Origin of the sequence: Parendozoicomonas callyspongiae (assembly GCF_023502345.1) — a bacterium.
In the GTDB taxonomy this organism is placed as follows: Bacteria; Pseudomonadota; Gammaproteobacteria; order Pseudomonadales; family Endozoicomonadaceae; genus Sansalvadorimonas; species Sansalvadorimonas callyspongiae.
This window is the reverse complement of sequence record NZ_JAMFLX010000010.1, coordinates 87,758-105,337: the sequence shown is the minus strand read 5'-3', so window position 1 is coordinate 105,337 and position 17,580 is coordinate 87,758. Positions and strand designations below refer to the sequence as shown.

The 17,580-nt window shown below is 46.5% G+C and carries 19 protein-coding genes; 12 read left to right on the top strand and 7 right to left on the bottom strand.

All coding sequences use genetic code 11. The annotated features are described in order from the left end of the window. The first annotated feature begins 5 nt into the window (after positions 1–5). Positions 6–443, top strand: coding sequence for a flagellar export protein FliJ (locus tag M3P05_RS09260; RefSeq protein WP_249699275.1), 438 nt, complete (start codon positions 6–8; stop codon positions 441–443). 35 nt (positions 444–478) lie between these two features. On the opposite strand, the gene M3P05_RS09255 is transcribed toward M3P05_RS09260, so the two are convergent. Next, complete coding sequence (locus tag M3P05_RS09255; protein WP_249699274.1) at positions 479–1,177, bottom strand: type 2 periplasmic-binding domain-containing protein; 699 nt, start codon at positions 1,175–1,177, stop codon at positions 479–481. 219 nt (positions 1,178–1,396) lie between these two features. Between M3P05_RS09255 and M3P05_RS09250 the strand changes: the two genes are divergently transcribed. Beyond that, on the top strand, positions 1,397–1,981 hold the full coding sequence (locus M3P05_RS09250; protein WP_249699273.1) for a hypothetical protein: 585 nt from the start codon (positions 1,397–1,399) through the stop codon (positions 1,979–1,981). 81 nt (positions 1,982–2,062) lie between these two features. Here M3P05_RS09250 and M3P05_RS09245 read toward each other — a convergent pair whose 3' ends face one another. Beyond that, positions 2,063–2,440 carry a YacL family protein gene (locus M3P05_RS09245; protein ID WP_249699272.1) on the bottom strand — a complete coding sequence of 126 codons (378 nt, stop codon included), beginning with the start codon at positions 2,438–2,440 and terminating at the stop codon, positions 2,063–2,065. A 337-nt stretch (positions 2,441–2,777) separates the two neighbouring features. On the opposite strand from M3P05_RS09245, the gene M3P05_RS09240 reads away from it, so the two are divergent. Next, the gene (locus tag M3P05_RS09240; RefSeq protein WP_249699271.1) at positions 2,778–4,388 is read left to right on the top strand and encodes a hypothetical protein; all 1,611 of its coding nucleotides are present in this window, start codon (positions 2,778–2,780) and stop codon (positions 4,386–4,388) included. Between the two features lie 41 nt (positions 4,389–4,429). Here M3P05_RS09240 and M3P05_RS09235 read toward each other — a convergent pair whose 3' ends face one another. Further along, positions 4,430–7,543 carry a hypothetical protein gene (locus M3P05_RS09235; RefSeq protein WP_249699270.1) on the bottom strand — a complete coding sequence of 1,038 codons (3,114 nt, stop codon included), beginning with the start codon at positions 7,541–7,543 and terminating at the stop codon, positions 4,430–4,432. A gap of 262 nt (positions 7,544–7,805) precedes the next feature. Here M3P05_RS09235 and M3P05_RS09230 point away from each other — a divergent pair, with 262 nt between their 5' ends. From M3P05_RS09230 to M3P05_RS09215, 4 genes are all read left to right on the top strand, one after another. Then, the gene (locus M3P05_RS09230) at positions 7,806–8,165 is read left to right on the top strand and encodes a HopJ type III effector protein (RefSeq protein WP_249699269.1); all 360 of its coding nucleotides are present in this window, start codon (positions 7,806–7,808) and stop codon (positions 8,163–8,165) included. Between the two features lie 229 nt (positions 8,166–8,394). After that, positions 8,395–9,234, top strand: a complete 840-nt coding sequence (locus M3P05_RS09225; RefSeq protein WP_249699268.1) for a transketolase — start codon at positions 8,395–8,397, stop codon at positions 9,232–9,234. 33 nt (positions 9,235–9,267) lie between these two features. Beyond that, entirely contained in the window at positions 9,268–10,284 is a 1,017-nt protein-coding gene (locus M3P05_RS09220; protein ID WP_249699267.1) for a transketolase family protein, read from the top strand. A 2-nt stretch (positions 10,285–10,286) separates the two neighbouring features. Then, a complete protein-coding gene (locus M3P05_RS09215) occupies positions 10,287–11,081 on the top strand; it encodes a hypothetical protein (RefSeq protein WP_249699266.1) in 795 nt (264 codons plus the stop codon). 69 nt (positions 11,082–11,150) lie between these two features. On the opposite strand, the gene M3P05_RS09210 is transcribed toward M3P05_RS09215, so the two are convergent. The 4 genes from M3P05_RS09210 to flgA form a co-directional block, all read right to left on the bottom strand. Further along, complete coding sequence (locus M3P05_RS09210) at positions 11,151–11,774, bottom strand: YceH family protein (RefSeq protein WP_249699265.1); 624 nt, start codon at positions 11,772–11,774, stop codon at positions 11,151–11,153. A 59-nt stretch (positions 11,775–11,833) separates the two neighbouring features. Next, on the bottom strand, positions 11,834–12,289 hold the full coding sequence (locus M3P05_RS09205; protein WP_249699263.1) for a flagella synthesis protein FlgN: 456 nt from the start codon (positions 12,287–12,289) through the stop codon (positions 11,834–11,836). After that, positions 12,289–12,600: a flagellar biosynthesis anti-sigma factor FlgM gene (gene flgM, locus M3P05_RS09200; RefSeq protein WP_249699261.1), complete on the bottom strand. Its 312-nt coding sequence runs from the start codon at positions 12,598–12,600 to the stop codon at positions 12,289–12,291. Before flgM ends, M3P05_RS09205 begins: the two co-directional genes overlap by 1 nt. Positions 12,601–12,697: 97 nt before the next feature. After that, positions 12,698–13,426, bottom strand: coding sequence for a flagellar basal body P-ring formation chaperone FlgA (gene flgA, locus M3P05_RS09195; RefSeq protein ID WP_249699260.1), 729 nt, complete (start codon positions 13,424–13,426; stop codon positions 12,698–12,700). 374 nt (positions 13,427–13,800) lie between these two features. Between flgA and flgB the strand changes: the two genes are divergently transcribed. From flgB to M3P05_RS09170, 5 genes are all read left to right on the top strand, one after another. After that, the gene (gene flgB / locus M3P05_RS09190; RefSeq protein WP_249699259.1) at positions 13,801–14,187 is read left to right on the top strand and encodes a flagellar basal body rod protein FlgB; all 387 of its coding nucleotides are present in this window, start codon (positions 13,801–13,803) and stop codon (positions 14,185–14,187) included. A gap of 39 nt (positions 14,188–14,226) precedes the next feature. Next, a complete protein-coding gene (gene flgC / locus M3P05_RS09185; RefSeq protein ID WP_249699258.1) occupies positions 14,227–14,661 on the top strand; it encodes a flagellar basal body rod protein FlgC in 435 nt (144 codons plus the stop codon). A 14-nt stretch (positions 14,662–14,675) separates the two neighbouring features. Further along, complete coding sequence (locus M3P05_RS09180) at positions 14,676–15,524, top strand: flagellar hook assembly protein FlgD (RefSeq protein WP_249699257.1); 849 nt, start codon at positions 14,676–14,678, stop codon at positions 15,522–15,524. Positions 15,525–15,613: 89 nt separating this feature from the next. Further along, a complete protein-coding gene (gene flgE, locus M3P05_RS09175; RefSeq protein WP_249699256.1) occupies positions 15,614–16,816 on the top strand; it encodes a flagellar hook protein FlgE in 1,203 nt (400 codons plus the stop codon). Between the two features lie 14 nt (positions 16,817–16,830). Beyond that, complete coding sequence (locus tag M3P05_RS09170; RefSeq protein WP_249699255.1) at positions 16,831–17,571, top strand: flagellar basal body rod protein FlgF; 741 nt, start codon at positions 16,831–16,833, stop codon at positions 17,569–17,571. Positions 17,572–17,580 lie beyond the last annotated feature (9 nt).

The window sequence follows — 17,580 nt, the reverse complement described above, 5'->3', positions numbered from 1 at the left end:
TAAGGATGAGACACTCAAAAGGATTAAAGCAGTGGTTGAATATCCAGGAGCAACAGAGAAAGAAAGCTGAAAGTCAGGCCATGGCCAGCGCCCGCAAACTGGCTGAAGAAGAGCAGCGCCTGCAGGCTCTGAATCATTTCCGGAACAATAACCCTCTTGACTGCGGTACTGTTCGCAACGGCTTAACACTTAACAACGCACAGATGTTCAACGAACAGTTGGACAAAGTCATTCTGCACCAGAATCAGCAGGTTGCTATTCAACAATCCCAGCAGCGCCGTAAAGCCGATCAGCTGCAACAGGCACAGCTGAACAAGCGTAAAACAGAAGTATTGATTGAACGCTATCAACAGAAAGAACAGCTTGCCGCCAGCCGTTTAGAGCAGAAGCAGATCGACGAGATGGCCAGAATCATGCTGAACAAAACTGTTTTCAGCCCGTAGATATTTCGGCCTTTTGTTAGCCTTTACATTTAAAGCTATCGGGGGGAATTACTATTTCCAGTTAAAACTTTTCTATTTTTGAAAATATTCCCGTCGAATTCTCCGATTATGGAGTTTAATGCTGGAATTATATTTTGTTTATCCTTGTGAACCCAAAATACCAGGTATTCGGCATCTGGTTTAGCAGAATCCATCGGGTGAACATCAATCATTGGGAGGTTTATATCATCCTCTGGATTATGCCTGAATCCAAGATATCCCTCTGCAACAGCATCAACAGTCCCTTCATCCAACAATTTTCTACCTTCAGATATTGATCTTACGAAATGTCTATTTTTAAGAAAAAGCTGATAATTTCTCTCAAGATCCTGATTGGCTGTTGTTGCTTCTACTACAGCAATCTTTGCGTCTTCGTCCAGCTTTCCAGCTTTAGCATATTGAGAATCACTTTTTACACAGAACCCTCTTTGAACAGCTAGATAAGAATCAGAAGCAACACAGGATTCGAGGGGAGCATTTTCATTGATTTTTGAAACCCCATGAGCAGAAATATCTATTTCCCTTTCCTTCAGTTGTGTTGAAAAACAACCAAAATCAGATTCAATATACTTTATTTCACACTTAATTTTTGTTGCCAGTCGACAAAATACTTCTCTAACCTCTTGCGAGGGGCCTCCTTTTGACACTCCAACTTTTAAAACATTTCCCTGCGCTGTAATAGCTATAGGATCCATTACAAACCTCCTTATCCATTAAAAGTCTCACTTAACACCGGCATACTTACGACCGTTATAAAAATTAAAAGTTTCTTGTATTTATATAATTAGCCCGCCACATAATAAAAATAAAAACTTATGTTACACACACTTTCTGCGTTGTTAGTCAAAATATGGAAGCAAGCACTCAATATTTAAGACAGCGATGGGCATGTATTGATATACTCTGGAGAAAAAATGGCCATAAATCATCAAGCTAATGACAGTGGAATAGTGACAACCAGCTCAACTACCGGAATAGCTGGCATAATTTATAGTAAAGCTGCTGATTTTATCGGTAAATCTGTAAAAAACATCTCTTGTCATAATGCATTGATTGATTTGGATGATTCTCGCGTTAAAGATATTTTTAGAACAAGGCCACTTTTAGCAGATTATATATTAATGAACACATGCAGTTTTTCTTCAAGTGCCGCGTGTTTGATTACCGGGTGCTATTTAGGACACAGCTCCCCCGCCTTGTTAGGGGAACTGATTGTTGGCTGTGGAGCTGGTGCAGAAGCAGGACATCGATATTATAAATTTTTAAAAAAAGAATATGACACTAACATAGCTGATCAACCTACAACTACATCTCCTGTACAGATGAGAAGTCATGAAAGAACGAATACCCAAACTCGACCAAATTTACACAGCCAACCACCTTATGGAATCCAGCCGCCGCCTCCAAGTTATGAGGAGGCTTGTCGTTTAACAAACACTGAATCTCATGTAGGTATGACCCAGTTGAGGAGAAGAGCGAGAAATAATGATATTCACTGATTTTTGCGGGTAGTCAGCATCTTTATCAACGCTTTTTACAGTTTTGTTTACAAGTGTTTGACCACTTTATTCAAAAAAACTTTAGTGCCTGACAAACTGCTCCCACTCAAGCAGCATGCTTTTAAAATCATCCAGCCCACAAGATGACCGTGACTCATCGTCATAGAAATCTATTTCTTCCCCGAGACCATCAAACTCATCATCAGCATTCTCAAAATCGATTCTGGAATTATAAACTTCTGCTTCGCTGCGGTTCAGCTTCAAACTGTACTCAACCCCTTCACGGCTGTATTCCCAGAGTTCACGGTTCTGAAGCTTCTCAATGGCTTTGTGCAGCTCAGGTAAAACAGCCTTTCTCTTGCCAACTTCTTCCAGCAGCCAGGCCGCGATCGCTTCATGCCCCATGGAAAAACTGGCCTGCAGCTCTCCGGTTACATCTCTTCGAAACTCAAATTCCATCTTTATTCCTCTCTTTATCCCTCTTTCTACTGGCAACAAAAGACATCCGGGATGCTCATCATGCAGAAGTATCTGACTGCAACATCTTTCTTTGACTACGATCATCCAACCATCCAGAGTTGGGCTCAATGAGTCACAGGTCGAGAAACCGACCCTGAACAACAGGCGGTCAGGATATACCACGCAGTCAGAGACAGTATCCGCTATAACCCTTATGTGTTCAGTGTCATCCTGACCCGTTAGATGCGGTGGCCACTGAGTTAGGCCATTACGGGAATTGTCATGCTAATTTTTTCTCCAACCTTACACAGCAAATTCAACAATCAAGGAGAAAAACATGCTACGTCTAACACCAAGCAGCCTAGGTCCAGGTGCTACGGGGCACCCTGCGCCTGCACCGCATACCCCAATTCCTGAAGACTCAAAACAACTACGTGCCCTAATGACGTTACTGGCAGGGAATGATGCAGAACTCAATTGGAAGAAGTTCGGACAGGCCCTTGAACTGAATAAAAGCGATTTGCAAATCATTGAACGGGGTGCCCCCCCTTGCCCTGCCATGGAAGTGTTCAATAAATGGACTCGCTCTTCCCCTGATACCTCGCTGGAAAAACTGCGGTCGGCTTTAATATTAAGTGGTATATCCGCTTCATGTTTCAAAGATGATGGCACGCTGGAAGATAGTGAGTGGCATTTGCAGAATCAGGCCCGCCTGCCTTGTACTGTTAGCGAATTACCCCGCAATAACTGCGAAGGGCAAAATATTATAGAACCATTTTCCAGACTTGACGAAGAATGGTACAAGATAGGAGCCATGCTGGGTGTTTCTTTGGCGGACCTGAATAAAATCATCACTAAGAACCGTAGTTGTAAGAATATGCGCGGTTTAGATTTGTTAAATCTTATTTGCCGTTCATACCCTGACATTACTCTCGGACAGGTCATCACTGTTTTCTGTCATCCCTCCATAAGCCTGTTTGGGGAAGCGAATACACTTTTGGCTAAGTCCAAAAACACGCCACAACCGCGACCACAACCGCAGACTTACATGCAACCTCAGCGGTCATTCTCTTCGGTTGCTGCCACTTCCCATCTCACAGAATCAGTTATTGCTTCCCCTTATAAGCACCAAAGCAGCAGCTCACATGATGCCTCTACTTATAGCCCTGCAGGCAGATGGGGTCACTCTCACAATGCAATGACAGCACCCTACACGATCCGGCCCTCAAGAAAAGAAAAAGAACCAAAAAAAGCCGTTGATCTACTCAAGGGACGACCAGACCCTGATTATCAGTTGCAGATGAAGCATTTACCCTGGTTGCTGCAAAATGCAAACGTGGGAACAGATTGGTATACATTTGGTATTTCGTTAGGACTGGATTCTCGGAAACTGGCGGTAATAGAAGCAGATTGTTCGAAGATCGACGCAAGAGTGCAAAAAATGTACGCTCACTTTCTGCAAGTAAAAAACTGCACTCTGGGAGATTTTCTTGATGCTATGGAGGCCAAATGTAAAATGGTGACTATGGCCCACACTATAGCTCGAAGCAGTTCGGAATTACTGCATGTTCCTGAATGTGCTCCTCCCGTAAACTTAGCTCCCAGTGCTCCCGCACTGCTGCCTGTGGTTGCCCCCTTCTGCCCTCGAGGAGGCCAAGCCAAGGATGTCATTCTCACTGACGAGCATCTGGGATGGCTTGTTGAGAATGCAAATGTGGCAACAAGTTGGATGGGGATGGGCATACAATTAGGCGTGGATTGGAAGTATTTAGAGGAGTTGAACGAGTCTCAAAATACTCATAACTGTCTGACTGGAGTTTACAGAAAATGGCTTTCGATCGATCCTTTCCCAAAAAATCTGGAAATGTTGATATCCGTTTTAAACAAGAAGTCTGTTGGGCAAAATACTCTGGCCGCTGAGCTTGTTAAAAAGGTCTGTGGAAAGTAACGTTGATAGCCAGGGCATGTAAGTGCCCTGGCAGTTACTCTTCAGTCAAGAGTGCTTCTGCCTGGCTTGCCTGGAGTATATTTTGCCGACTTTGAGCCAAACCATGCCAGTTTTTCTGCCATGCAAGGTGCGCATACCATTTCATCATCGGCAACCAGCACACAGGAATCCTTCCACCAGCTGTTACAATCCTGACATTGTCTTTGACCTTTTTGCCCTATTGTCATAACAGACAATGTTTTCCCAGTCCTGCTTTTCTCTCCAGCCTGCTCCAGTGACTTCCAGAACGCACAGTTTAAACAGTAATCTGTACCATGAACCCTGGAACTGGAGCCCCCCGGCATAAAATCACTGTAACATTGCTCACAGCGATAGTGGTGGCAGGGTAAGATGTCTTGTTTGCAGCCATCACAGATACGCCATTTCACCCCACCAACGGGAAGTGACAGTTTCATACGATGCTCTTTCGGGCATATCACTTCAGGAGGCAGAGCCCAGACTTTTGCAGCGCCTGCCACACAAGGCCCGCACAAGTCATACTGACATTGAATACAACTCATAACATCCCCCACCCTTAGCAGAGTCTCGTCTCCCCCGGCTTTACAGCCATCACAAACAGTACCCACCCCGTACTGGGCATGACTGGCACTGACTGCACGCATCTTAAGAGGATGGTCTTTAGGACATGTAAGCCGATAAGGATGCCGAGAAACTTTTTGCCTAATGGGTTTGAATTCAGTCTTGGGCAGTTTTTGAGGATCAACCAGATCCAGTGGTGTTTTTAAATGAGGATAAGGCCCTCCAGCTGACAGTACACCCGAACCGGATGCTATTCCTGATGTTCTTTTTCCCTGACCAGAAAAATGATAATGAAGCGGCATTAACTGGAAGGAAATTTCTTCAGCAGCATTCCATCCCCATCCAGACTTTTCTCTGAAAAATGTTTGAAGCAAGGCAAAGTCAGCATTATCAACCCTTACATGGCTATTCGATGATGCCATCACCCAAGTACGCCAGATATTCTGGTAGTCTTGAGGATTGCTAAAAAACACACTTCCAAGGCTTCCTACATCAACAAACCGCCCATCCAGTACCTTGATGGTTGCAATGTTTTTTTCGAGATCCTCTCTGGTTCTTAAAAAGTAATATAATTTTACTAACTGGAAAACATCGCGCTGAATCAGATACTCATGCTCTTCAACATCTTCAGCTGACATCAACCCAGGCTTAAGTTCAACAAAAAAAATTTTTTCCAGTCCTCCATCAGAATACTTACGAAGGATTTGCTCTTTTCCCAAATAGCTAATCAGTAGTTTCTTCTTATGCATTCGGGATAATGAGTCGAGGGTATGTTTAATGAAATGAACAGCTTCAGGGATAGGGACTTCACGCGAGGCCACGCGATCAGCAAGCGTTCTCAAAGAGCCGTCATAGTAACCGTATTCAGGACTGACTACCTGGATATGAACTCCACCACCATTGTATGTTGAAACAGGTTTCGGTACGGGTAACCACTTTCCTTTATCAGTATACGATTTAACTCCTTTTATCGCGTCTTCATAACCATCCATATCGTCCTCAGAAGCTTTGTATATTCTTAGCTCCATCGGTGTCCGTTTCCCTCCATTAATAAGTACCAGACGTATTGCAAAAAAAGCTGTACCTACCTCAATTTCATTCAACAATTCACAACTATGATTGAGGAACATCATCTGTATCAAAGAAAAGAGCTCAGCTTTAAGGTTGTTTGTTCCTTTATCATTCTTTTTTTCAATTTCTGCTATCAGCCTTCCCACTACCACTTCCATAGCATCAGCATGATCCTCAGCTTCTGTTTCCATTTCCTTAACATCGACACCATCATCCGCATCTTCTGCAACACTCAAACCAGCTGCAGAAGGCCATTTGTATTTCGGGTTTCGGAAAAAGGCTTCGACTGTTTCTTTATCCGGTCCACTTTTCCCCAGACCCGGGAGCTTTTCGATAGTGTTGCTTCCCACAACTCTGGCGGCATGTAGAAAGTAAATCCAGAGAACATTTCTTAATTTCATATCCAAAGAGGCTTGACCGGGCAGTAAAGCATTCAACTCTGAAATAAAATCTACGGATACTTGACCGTAGCTCTTTGACATTAAGTCCAGGCTCTCCGTATTTACCTTTTTCACTAAAGGATGACTTGGGTTAAGATTCTTTATGGTCTCCTCAATTGATGCTACCTTCCTGCCTTTGTTCTTTGACAACTCCCCTTTTGCATGTCCGCCTTGAGAGCCTGAAGCAGATGTCATAGATCGTTTCTGAGCTTGAAAAAGATCACTAAATGCGATTGAGGAAATAGGGATTGAAGATGGTGGCGCAGCAGATGGGGCAGTCAACTCTTCTAACTGAAGCAATTCTATTTGCTCAAGTAAATCTTTATTTTCCACATTAATGTCTGACTCTTTCTGATCAATTGTTTTTAAAATTAATGCAGCTTTCGCTTTGGTAAAAGCCAAATCAATATATTCAGGCACTCCTGAACTCAACACGTTATCCTTTAATTCAAAAGCTACAACCTGATCAACAAAGGCATTTCCTGAAGCGAGCATTCTATGCATATTAAGGATTTTATAAATATCTATTCCAGAGTCTGGATGCTTTACCCACTCACTCTCTGTCAAATTGGGCATACCACCATGAAAGTCACTTCGAGGACCATACTTTTTTTCAAAAACTTCCTGCTGTCGGTTGATCGTAATTGCAATCCCGCCGCCAGGGGATTTTCCTGCAACGGCTGGAGCTACAGACAACGTTTCAGTAAATAGAATATGCAAATGTCCTTTACCCAAAAGAGCCAGTTTAAGCAGATGCGTGCGCCCTGAATCCAGAACAGGTTCTACATGAGAAAGTGAATAGTTATCCGTTATTTTTCCCGCAACAACAGGTCTGATAGCCGATTGGACATCTTGCAATTGAGCTGCCTGCTCCTCACTGACAGTAACTCGCAGAATAATGTTCCCGGGGGCCCACCACTGAACAGTGATAACTGTCCCAGGTTTTGGAAAAGATAGAGCAGGCTGGGCAACGATCAGTAGCAACAGCATAAACAGGTATAACAACATACTGCCAGCCTGTCGAAACCCTGCAAAACCGTAATGCAGATTCAAGCGGGATAACACGACGATGCCCTCCCCTCTACCAGCCCTCGGGATTTACCTAAAAGAGCAGGCAGTATAGGTCAGAGGTGCCAGCAACACTGAAATAACGCATCCGTACACCTACTTACCCATAACAACCGACAGACGATGTCTTGACATATAGAACACAGGTCAAAAGAACCTGACATTCTCAACAAAATGCATTTCTATTCTTGCTCATTACGGGTTTATTATGTCTGTGCATAAAAACCACAATAACAACACAACAGCAGGATATAAGACCATGAATCTCACAGGTTTTCTTTCCCGGCTGTCAGAACAACCGGAGAGTATTAGGTTTTCTGATACCATCGCTGTCATTGATAATAACTACGACTTTTCGCCCATCGAGTTCCACTGCGGGAAGCACAAGAATGCTCCTGGAGAACATGTCAGAACCTGCAAAATTTTCGCATTTGCTTTACTGAACGGCCTGAGTGCCCGGCAGACGCTGACGTGTTTCGGCGAGTTTTATCGCGACGATGTACTTGGTAACCCAACCGGGGAAGATCACCCGAACCTGCGCGAATTTTCTCGCAGGGGCTGGAATGGCCTTTATATGGATGGTTCACCATTAAGGTTGAAGAAAGCAGCCGTTGCATAACCAATAACCGGGCATGCCGCACTCAGGCATACTTTTGGCAATTTATTACCAGTGAAATCTGATACTGTGTTATGCCGTTTTGATGACGACAGCATTAACGTTAACGAAGCATTTTCCTCCTTCGGCAGTATTTTTTATTCGACTCAATTAACCTGAAAGCTGAACCGGCATGGCCCGATCATCTTTCTTATCGTTCCTAAATAAAACAACTACAGAATCCGGGGGAACAATGCCATTAGCACCAAGTGACATCAAAGAGCTGAAGGATCAGGCGAAGCAGCTCAGGCACGACATTATCAATGTAACAGCCTGGGCTGGCGGCGCCCATATAGGCGGAGCCATGAGCATGCTGGAAATTCTGGTGCTGCTCTACTTCAAATACCTGAATATTGATCCATCCAATCCTGAAACCGAAGACCGTGATCGTGTGATTGTCAGTAAAGGCCACGCTGGTATCGGTTTCGTTTCTGTTCTTGCCCGGCGTGGATACTTCAAGCTGGATGAGCTGAAAACCTTCAACCAGTTTGGCTCCAAGTTCGGTATGCACCCGGATGCCAGCAAAATTGCCGGAGTTGATGCCTCTACAGGATCTCTTGGACATGGCCTCCCAATGGCTGTTGGTCTTGCCCTTGGTGCAAGAACAGCAGGAAAAATCTGGAAGACATACTGCGTTCTTGGCGATGGGGAGTGCAATGAAGGTTCCAACTGGGAAGCAGCAATGGCAGCCTCTCATTATGGCCTGACCAACCTTGTCACCATTATCGACCGTAATAACCTGATGATTGATGGCCCCACCGAAGACATCATGAGTCTCGAACCTTTTGCCGACAAATGGAAAGCATTTGGTTTCCACACTCTGGAAGTTGATGGACACAACTTCGAAGAACTTGCCGAAGCCATTGATATATCGCTCTCAGGGGAAAAAGGTCCCTGCATCATCATCGCTCACACTCATAAAGGCCGCGGCGTCGACTTTATGGAAGACAATGTGAAATGGCATTACGGCAGTCTGGACTCGACTCTGGTAGGGCGGGCCCATGCATCTGTGGATAAAGAACAGCAGCCCTGAGCGATAAAAAAATAATAATATCAGGAGGATTGTATGAGCGAAGTGACAGGCACCACCTGGACCATATACGACGCCAACTCAATGACCCAGGCCGAAATCTATGGCCATGTTTTGTGTGAGCTTGGCGAACAGCACAAAGATATCGTTGGCGTCACTGCCGATCTGGCCAAGTCCACCAAGATTGGTATTTTCGGCGACAAGTTTCCCGATCGATTCTTTAACGTCGGTATAGCAGAGCAGAACCTGTTTGGTATTGCAGCCGGTATGGCACTTTCCGGCCTGACGCCTTTTGTTTCCACCATGGCAACCTTTGCATCCATGCGGGCCTGCGAGCAGGTTCGTACCGATATCTGTTACCAGAACCTCAACTGCAAGATTATTGCGACACATGGTGGCATCTCTTTTGGCACAGCCGGAAGCACTCACAATGCCCAGGAAGACCTGGCAATTATGCGCTCATTCCCAAATATGACCGTGATTGTGCCAGCTGATGGTATTGAAACAGCCAATGCTGTGCGTGCCTGCATAGACTGGCCAGGCCCGGTTTATATTCGTGTTGGCAGAGGCTTTGAGCCAACCTGGTATCAGGATGAAGATTACGGTTTTGAAATTGGCAAAGCCGTTACCATTAATGAAGGCACGGATATCACCCTGATCTGCTGTGGGATGACTGTTCTGCAGGCAGGTGAAGCTGCCAAGGTTCTGGAAAAAGAAGACGGTTTAAGTGTAAGAGTACTGAATATTCATACCCTGAAGCCCCTTGATGAAGATGCCATCATGAAGGCCGTTCTCGAAACTCGCAGAATTATCACCTTTGAAGAACATACCGTTCTCGGTGGTTTGGGTAGTGCCGTGGCCGATGTGATTGCATCCAGTGGTAAGGGTTGTGCATTCGAAAAAGTCGGCCTGAATGACCAGTTCTCCCTGGTGGGTTATCCCGAAGATCTTTATGCCTACTACAAACTCGATACCAACGGCATTATCGATCGGGTACGTGAAGTTATGGGCCAGGACTTCGAAGAGGATGAAGACTGGGAAGACGAGGTGTAACCATGAGCGCATCGAAAGAGCACGAACGAGCACTTCTGGCTACCAGGATATTTCTGAATGCACTGATTCCGGTTATGAAAGTCGTTGTAGCTGACGATCCAAAAATGTCTTCACGCTTTGAAGAGGTTAATGCCAGAGTTCGATTTATAGTCAGGGAAGGGGAAGGTATTCTTGGCACCGATCTGGTATTTAAGGATGGTATTCCTGTCGTAGACAGTTCCATGGAAGGCCAGCCGGATATAACTCTCACCTTTAAAAGCGCTGAAAAATTTAATGGTTTTATGGCAGGCAAGCCGGTTATCCCTTCGATTAAAGGGTGGAACCAGCCAGTGCTGCTATTTAAAGTTATCAGCCTGCTTCTGGCCATGAAGATCCTGATGCCGGATGCCCGCCCCAAAGACCCGGATAAACAGCAGCTCAAAGTCAAAATGATCCTTTACATGATCACCACAGCTCTCAGTCAGTACAATAAGGGCGGTGATTCCGATATGCAGAAATGGACAGGTAAACAGCCAGACCGTATCTATCAGCTGTCTGTCACAGATACGGATGAGGATATTGCCGCGTATTTAAGGGTCAAAGCAGGGAAAACCAAAGCAGGAAGAGGTTTTTACACCCGCCGCAGACCATTTGTGCATATACGTTTCAAAGGAATAGAAGGGGCGATGCCGGTTTTGCTGGGCGATATGGAGTTTGTTGAAGCCGTGGGCCGGGAGTATGTCAACGTTGAGGGTTCCCCTGAATACGCTACCAACCTGAATGACTTTATGCAGAGAATTCAGGCCCTTATCGTGTGAACACCCCCTACCACTTGTTGCGATCTGCTTATGCGGATTGCAACAAGCCTCTTTCCGGAGTAGTGCTCTTCAGGAGCGTGCCTCCAGCTCTGCCTGAAGACGGGCAACTTCTGCTTTCAACACAGTAATCTCATGCTCCAGTTCCCGAATACGGGCTTTATCATCAGCAACCAGATCTGCCGTTGTTGGAACTTCCACATCACCTGAAAAGAGGTGGGCAAACCGTGATTCACGCTTTCCAGCTTCACGCGGCAGTTGAACAACCAACTCCTTATCAGCCATCCCCATAAGTACGGCTTCTGTTTCCTTTACATCCTTGAACTCAGCCATACGTCCAGTTCGGCTGCGCAACTCTCCAGGAGTCTGAGGTCCACGAAGAAGCATGACACAGACAATGGCTCTTTCCTGTTCGGAAAACTGGAGGGTACTGAACTGGGTATTGCAGAACCTGTGGCGATAACGGCTGACCCTGGCACCACTGTCTTCACTGACCATCCGTTGCTCCATCAGGCTGTTTAATGCCTGCATGATTTCAGCATTCGTCAGAGAGAGTACCGGAGCCCGGTTACTCTTCTGATTACAGGCATTCACCAGTGCATTAAGACTCAGAGGGTACTGATCTGGAGTGGTACTCTCTTTTTCCAGAAGGCAGCCAATAACCCGGGCTTCGTTGAGGGTCAGGTTGATATCCATGGCATAAGATCCCGTAGGTGAAACAGCTGCCCATGTTATAACTGATACCAGTGCTTATGTCAGGCATAACCCAGAGATGTTGACTCACCCAGACGGCCATCAGTGCCATCTTTGGCATAACCAACATTATCAACGTCCCGGTTCAGACGTTTGAGCATGGTTTCAGTGAGTTCCTGCTGCATCTGCAGCAGCTGGCCATTAACAGCGTTTGTACTCTGGCACTCCTTGGCAAGTCGTGCCATCCGGACCCAGTCTTCATTAACTTCCGGATGTTGCTCAAGAAAACCGTGCATTCCTTCTCTGTCAGCAGTGAAGCCTAAAGACACAAGGACTTCACCACGCTTCAGGTTATTGCGATCCAGCTTCTGTACAAGGTTTGAGATGGACTGAGCCAGAACAGGAATGGCATCCATATTCCGGCTGCGCAGACTGTCTGTCTGTTGTTCAAGAAGGGGCTTGAGTTTGTTGAGATCGTTAAGATCACTGGCAATCGAGGCGATTATTCGCGCCGGCATTACTCATCTCCGAGGATATCTCCAATTTCTGCCTCGAAGTCGAGCATCTTTTGTGCCAGTTTTTCATAATCGATTTTCAGCTCACCATTAATGATGGCCTGTTTGATCTCTCCAACCTTATCCATATCGACATCCGGCGCAGACTTGGCAAGCGCCTCAGCATTCTGCAGCGTAGCCGCATCCGTGCTGATAGACAGCTTGTCCTTATCGGAACCTGATATTTTGTTGTTGGCCACTTTCCCTGTTTCAGAGCGACGCATACGCTCAATGGTGAAATCGGAAACGGAACCAGTAATACGGGTTGGAGCCATGCTTTAATCCTGAATAATCCCAAACTCCCATGGGGTATATTAAGAGTCGCTAATTTTATGAAAAAATTAAACTCACTGGCTAGAAATAGAGCATAAATCAGAAGCCGATACTTACTATACCATTCCCTTGAGCTGTCGCGACAATTTCCTTACCGCTCGACAAGTTTCTGACCCGGATATTTTCCCCGGCAGCACCATCTTCCAGAGCCTTTCCCGGCATGGTAACGATCAGACCATTTTTGCCTGCTCGAATCTGTACACTGTCACCCCGGTTAACAGCCTGCGCCACCTCAAACATTCCCGGGTTCAGCACATCGCCCGCTTTCATGCGTCGTTTGAGTACTTTCCCATTGAGAAACGCCAGATCCGACAGGTATCCCCGACGCAGATCACTGATATCACGCTTTTGAAGCGAAACGCTGCCCGTGCCAACACGAGATCCCGAAGAGAGTGGTTCCGAAGCAACCAGAACCTTGGCAAGAATCTGAATATCACCGGCGACGTAAACAGACCAGTTACGTGGCCCTTCACAGCGCACCTTTACACGCTGCCGGCCTGACTTTCCCTGACGGGTATCCTCAAGCGCAAAACCCATTTGACACGGTTCCAGGCGGCTGAGATTTGTCAGCTTGGAGACCTCGACCTTCCAGCTGCTTCCCTTGAGATTTCCAGCCAGCATGGACGCTTTATTATTTAGCATCTTGGTCACACGGCCAGTGATATCACGGGACATCCTTTCGGTGGCTTCCTTCGAAGCAGTATCCGCCGACACAGCCCCCGCCGCTAACAGTACAAAAATCAGCCAACTGGAAAGAAATCGTTTCATCATATGCTTCCGCAAGTCCATTCCTGCGGAAATAAAATTCCGCAAGTGTCGTTTATTTCCCTCTTTGTCACGAGTTCATCAGAAACGTTTTCGGCAAGGGAATATCAAGCAGCCTTTACCATGGAAAGACCATTTTTGCCCTATTTAAGCGGTGAAAATGGTCTTTCCATGGTAAAGGCCAAACAAACTACAGTCACAACCCCCTTCTGACAACGGCACAAGTCACTATTAGGTCTTCCTGAAGAGCTACCTGAACAGCTGCCTGAAAAAGCTGGCATATACATTGCTCTAATGCTTCTCGTATACAGCCATGAGCGAAAACATTTTTTCGGCACCCATGGTGATGAAAAAAATTTAATGGAATCGGGAAGCGCATGGCTATCAGCTTCGACAACTATCTGGGGCTCCATCAACAGGCACTGGAATTCCGCTCTCAACGTGCAGAAGTCATTGCCGGTAATCTCGCCAATGTTGATACACCTGGGTATACCGCGAAAGATCTGGATTTCAGCAAGGCACTGGAACAGGCCCGTGAGCAGCTATCCCTCGCAAAGGGAAATGAACTCCACATCCAGCAGGTAAACAGTCCGGTTGCACCCGAAGTTGTAGAGCGCACTGAAACCCAGCCTTCTGCAGACGGTAATACTGTCGAGCTTTCAAAAGAACAGGCTGCCTGGGCAGAGAACCGTGCTCAATGGGAAGCCAGCTTTACTTTTCTGAACCAGAAATTCAGGGGTCTGGAACAGGCCATTAACGGTTAATAACGCAGTATCACTTATCCGAGCTTTCTACCCAAAACCATGTCACTGAATAATATTTACAACATTGCTGGCTCAGCCATGACTGCACAAAGCCAGCGTCTGAATACCGTTGCCAGTAACCTTGCCAACGCTGAGACTGCCGGCTCCAGCCCTGAAACCACATACCGTGCCCGCAAGCCTGTGTTCTCAGCTGTTATGGAACAGGTTCAGGATGACCTGATGACGTCTTCTTCCCTGGATGCCGGTTACAGCGTAAAGATCACCGACATTGTGGAAAGCGACGCGCCACTGGAAACCCGCTACCAACCTGACCATCCTATGGCAAACGACCAAGGTTACGTTTACTACCCCAACGTAAACGAAGTAGAAGAGATGGCTGACATGATGTCCGCCTCACGTAGCTTTCAGACCAACATTGAAGTTCTGGCCAGTGCCAACGCCATGCAGGAACGCCTGCTGACACTTGGTAAATAATAAGAGGCTGCCTGATGACAACTATTAATAACGTTAACGCCCCCAATACTCAGCAAGCGAGTTCCAGCACAAACTCTGTAACATCCATGAACTCGGATGCCTTTATGCAGATGCTGATGGCTCAGCTGCAGTATCAGGATCCAACCAAGCCCATGGACAGTGCACAAATGACTTCACAGATGTCTGACCTGACCATGATTCAGTCTATGTCAGATATGAAGGATGCAGTAAAAGAACTGGGAAGCCAGATGTACTCTTCCCAATCCCTGTATGCATCAACTTTGGTTGGGCAGGATGTATCCGTGCTTGCCAACGTTATTAATATTGAGAAAGGCGAAACAGTTAAAGGCAAAGTCCTGCTGCCAACAACGGCAGACAACTTAAAGATTGAAGTGCTCAATAAGAATGGCGAAGTGGTTGACACCCTTCCTATCGGTAAGCAAACCAAATCAGGAGAGGTCGAATTTGATCTTGCTGACCTTAACAAAGATCTGGAAGCTGGCAAATACACCCTGAAAGCAATAGCTACGGTCGACGGTAAAGAAACTGAAGCCGCCATCATTCAGGATACCAAGGTAACTGGTGTTGTTATTCCAGGCGAAGGGAAAGAGGTTCTGATTGAAGTTGATAATATTGGCCTTGTTCCCCTGTCTTACATTACCCGCCTGAATGGTAGCGCTCAGCCTGAGAGCCAATCAAAATCTGAAATTAACAGCTTTTTCAACCGCGAGCTGCTTAATAAGTATGAAGGCTTAAAAGACTCAGGCATCGTCAAATCAGACATAAACACAACAACATCAAATCATGCCCTTCCCCCCAGCCCTGCATCTCTGGCCATGGCAGAGTGGCAGGCTCAAGTGTAAAAACGGCCATAAACAGGAAATACCTTTACCGTCACCTTGAGAGAATTTCAAAGGTATTTTCATAAAAGTATTCGTGCAAGGAACACCAAATGCCCGCACTCAATAATGGTATCAGCGGCCTGAACGCTGCCTCCTCCAAGCTGGACGCTATCAGTAATAATATTGCTAACGCGAATACCACTGGTTTCAAATCGAAAAACGTCCAGTTTGCTGATGTTTTTTCATCAACTGGTATTGGCGGCGGCGTTTATGTTTCTGATGTATCCACTGACTACGCACAGGGGGCCCTGAACTCCACATCCAGTGTTTTGGATATGGCTATCCAGGGAAATGGTTTCTTTATCACCTCTGATGCAAGCGGCAATACAACGTACACCCGTGCGGGTAACTTTGAGATTGATAAAGATGGCAATGTTGTTAACTCTCAGGGGCTGAATGTTAAAGGGTATGGTGTTGACGGTAACGGCAACCCGATCACAGGCAGCCTTAAAGAATTGAACATTGATACCAGTGATAAAGCCGCCAAAGCCAGTTCTGTCGCTACACTCAAGGCAAATCTTGATGCCCGTGCGAAAGCTGTAACAGTTTCTCCATTAGATCCGTCAAATAAAAACACCTATACCAGCACCACAAGCACCATTGCCTATGACTCCCAGGGCGTTGCTCATACTGTTACCAGTTACTACATCAAAAAAGATTCACCAGCCAACACCTGGGAAGTTCATTACCGTGCCGACAACGGTGCATCAGACATTGCCACCGCCACTCTGACATTTGATGCCAACGGTAAGCTCACTTCAACCGCCCCCAGCCCTATCAGCGTTGCTGTTCCAGCCGGAGGAGCAGGCACCTTAAACCTGAAAATGGATCTCACAGGTATAACCCAGTATGGCAGCGACTTCAACGTCAACACCAACAAAGCCGATGGTTATGCACCTGGCAGCTATACCGGCATCACTATCTCCGATAAAGGTGAGATCTTCGCCACTTACTCCAACGGTCAAACCAAACTGCAGGGTGTTGTCGCTATTGCAACCTTCCCTAACCAGGGTGCGCTGGCTGATGCCGGCAACACCAGCTGGAAAGCAACTATTGAAAGTGGCGACCCAATCACCCACATTCCTGGGGAAGGCAGCGCCGGATCTATCAAATCCAAGTCTCTGGAAAATTCTAACGTCGACAGCACTGCTGAGCTGGTTGATATGGTTGTTGCCCAGAGCAGCTATCAGGCCAATGCAAAAACCATCTCGGCCAGTAACCAGATGACACAGACCCTGATAAACGCCATATAAACGGATAGACGACTATGGATAAGGCGATCTATACCGCGATGAGCGGCGCCACCCGGGCATTATTCCAACAGCGCCAGCACTCCAACAATCTGGCAAACGTAAATACCACCGGTTATAAGGCAGACTTTGCCGATATCATGGCCCGGAATGTGAAAGGCGAAGGCCTTCCCACCCGTGTATTCACAGAAGTCCAGGGAACCTGGTCCGACACCTCCAGCGGCACCATGATGAGTACAGGCCGGGAGCTTGATGTTGCTGTTCAGGATGGTGGCTGGCTGGCCGTTCTTGATAGCAGCGGCAAAGAGGCTTACACCAGCTCCGGTCAACTCTCCGTGACTCAGGAAGGTTTGTTAATAACAGGCAGAGGCCAACCTGTTCTTGGAGTGGATGGTGCCCCCCTCAGTGTTCCGGAATATGAGCAGCTTCAGATTGGTCCTGATGGCACTATCAGCATTCTTGGCTCCGGTGACCCCAAAAGCCAGACCACAACTGTCGGTCAGCTGAAGTTGGCTCTCAGCGAAAGCCGCCTTGAAAAAGGAACCGACGGTCTGTTTCGCACAAAGAATAATGCCCCTCTTCCTCCCAGCGAATCTGTCTCTGTTGCTTCCGGCACCCTGGAAGGCAGCAATGTAAACAGCGTGGAAGAGATGGCTTCATTTATGTCGCTTAGCCGCCAGTTTGAAATGCAACTGAAAACTATGGAAACCGCTCGCCAGATGGCCGAAGCCGGTGATCGCCTGATCAGAAAAGGTTAAAAAGGTAAA

Coding starts and splice junctions, on each gene's coding strand:
- M3P05_RS09170 (WP_249699255.1), top strand. CDS start 16,831: ATGGATAAGGCGATCTATACCGCGATGAGCGGCGCCACCCGGGCATTA.
- M3P05_RS09250 (WP_249699273.1), top strand. CDS start 1,397: ATGGCCATAAATCATCAAGCTAATGACAGTGGAATAGTGACAACCAGC.
- M3P05_RS09240 (WP_249699271.1), top strand. CDS start 2,778: ATGCTACGTCTAACACCAAGCAGCCTAGGTCCAGGTGCTACGGGGCAC.
- M3P05_RS09245 (WP_249699272.1), bottom strand. CDS start 2,440: ATGGAATTTGAGTTTCGAAGAGATGTAACCGGAGAGCTGCAGGCCAGT.
- M3P05_RS09230 (WP_249699269.1), top strand. CDS start 7,806: ATGAATCTCACAGGTTTTCTTTCCCGGCTGTCAGAACAACCGGAGAGT.
- flgA (WP_249699260.1), bottom strand. CDS start 13,426: ATGAAACGATTTCTTTCCAGTTGGCTGATTTTTGTACTGTTAGCGGCG.
- flgE (WP_249699256.1), top strand. CDS start 15,614: ATGCCCGCACTCAATAATGGTATCAGCGGCCTGAACGCTGCCTCCTCC.
- M3P05_RS09210 (WP_249699265.1), bottom strand. CDS start 11,774: ATGGATATCAACCTGACCCTCAACGAAGCCCGGGTTATTGGCTGCCTT.
- M3P05_RS09205 (WP_249699263.1), bottom strand. CDS start 12,289: ATGCCGGCGCGAATAATCGCCTCGATTGCCAGTGATCTTAACGATCTC.
- flgC (WP_249699258.1), top strand. CDS start 14,227: ATGTCACTGAATAATATTTACAACATTGCTGGCTCAGCCATGACTGCA.
- M3P05_RS09215 (WP_249699266.1), top strand. CDS start 10,287: ATGAGCGCATCGAAAGAGCACGAACGAGCACTTCTGGCTACCAGGATA.
- M3P05_RS09225 (WP_249699268.1), top strand. CDS start 8,395: ATGCCATTAGCACCAAGTGACATCAAAGAGCTGAAGGATCAGGCGAAG.
- M3P05_RS09180 (WP_249699257.1), top strand. CDS start 14,676: ATGACAACTATTAATAACGTTAACGCCCCCAATACTCAGCAAGCGAGT.
- M3P05_RS09255 (WP_249699274.1), bottom strand. CDS start 1,177: ATGGATCCTATAGCTATTACAGCGCAGGGAAATGTTTTAAAAGTTGGA.
- M3P05_RS09260 (WP_249699275.1), top strand. CDS start 6: ATGAGACACTCAAAAGGATTAAAGCAGTGGTTGAATATCCAGGAGCAA.
- M3P05_RS09220 (WP_249699267.1), top strand. CDS start 9,268: ATGAGCGAAGTGACAGGCACCACCTGGACCATATACGACGCCAACTCA.
- flgB (WP_249699259.1), top strand. CDS start 13,801: ATGGCTATCAGCTTCGACAACTATCTGGGGCTCCATCAACAGGCACTG.
- flgM (WP_249699261.1), bottom strand. CDS start 12,600: ATGGCTCCAACCCGTATTACTGGTTCCGTTTCCGATTTCACCATTGAG.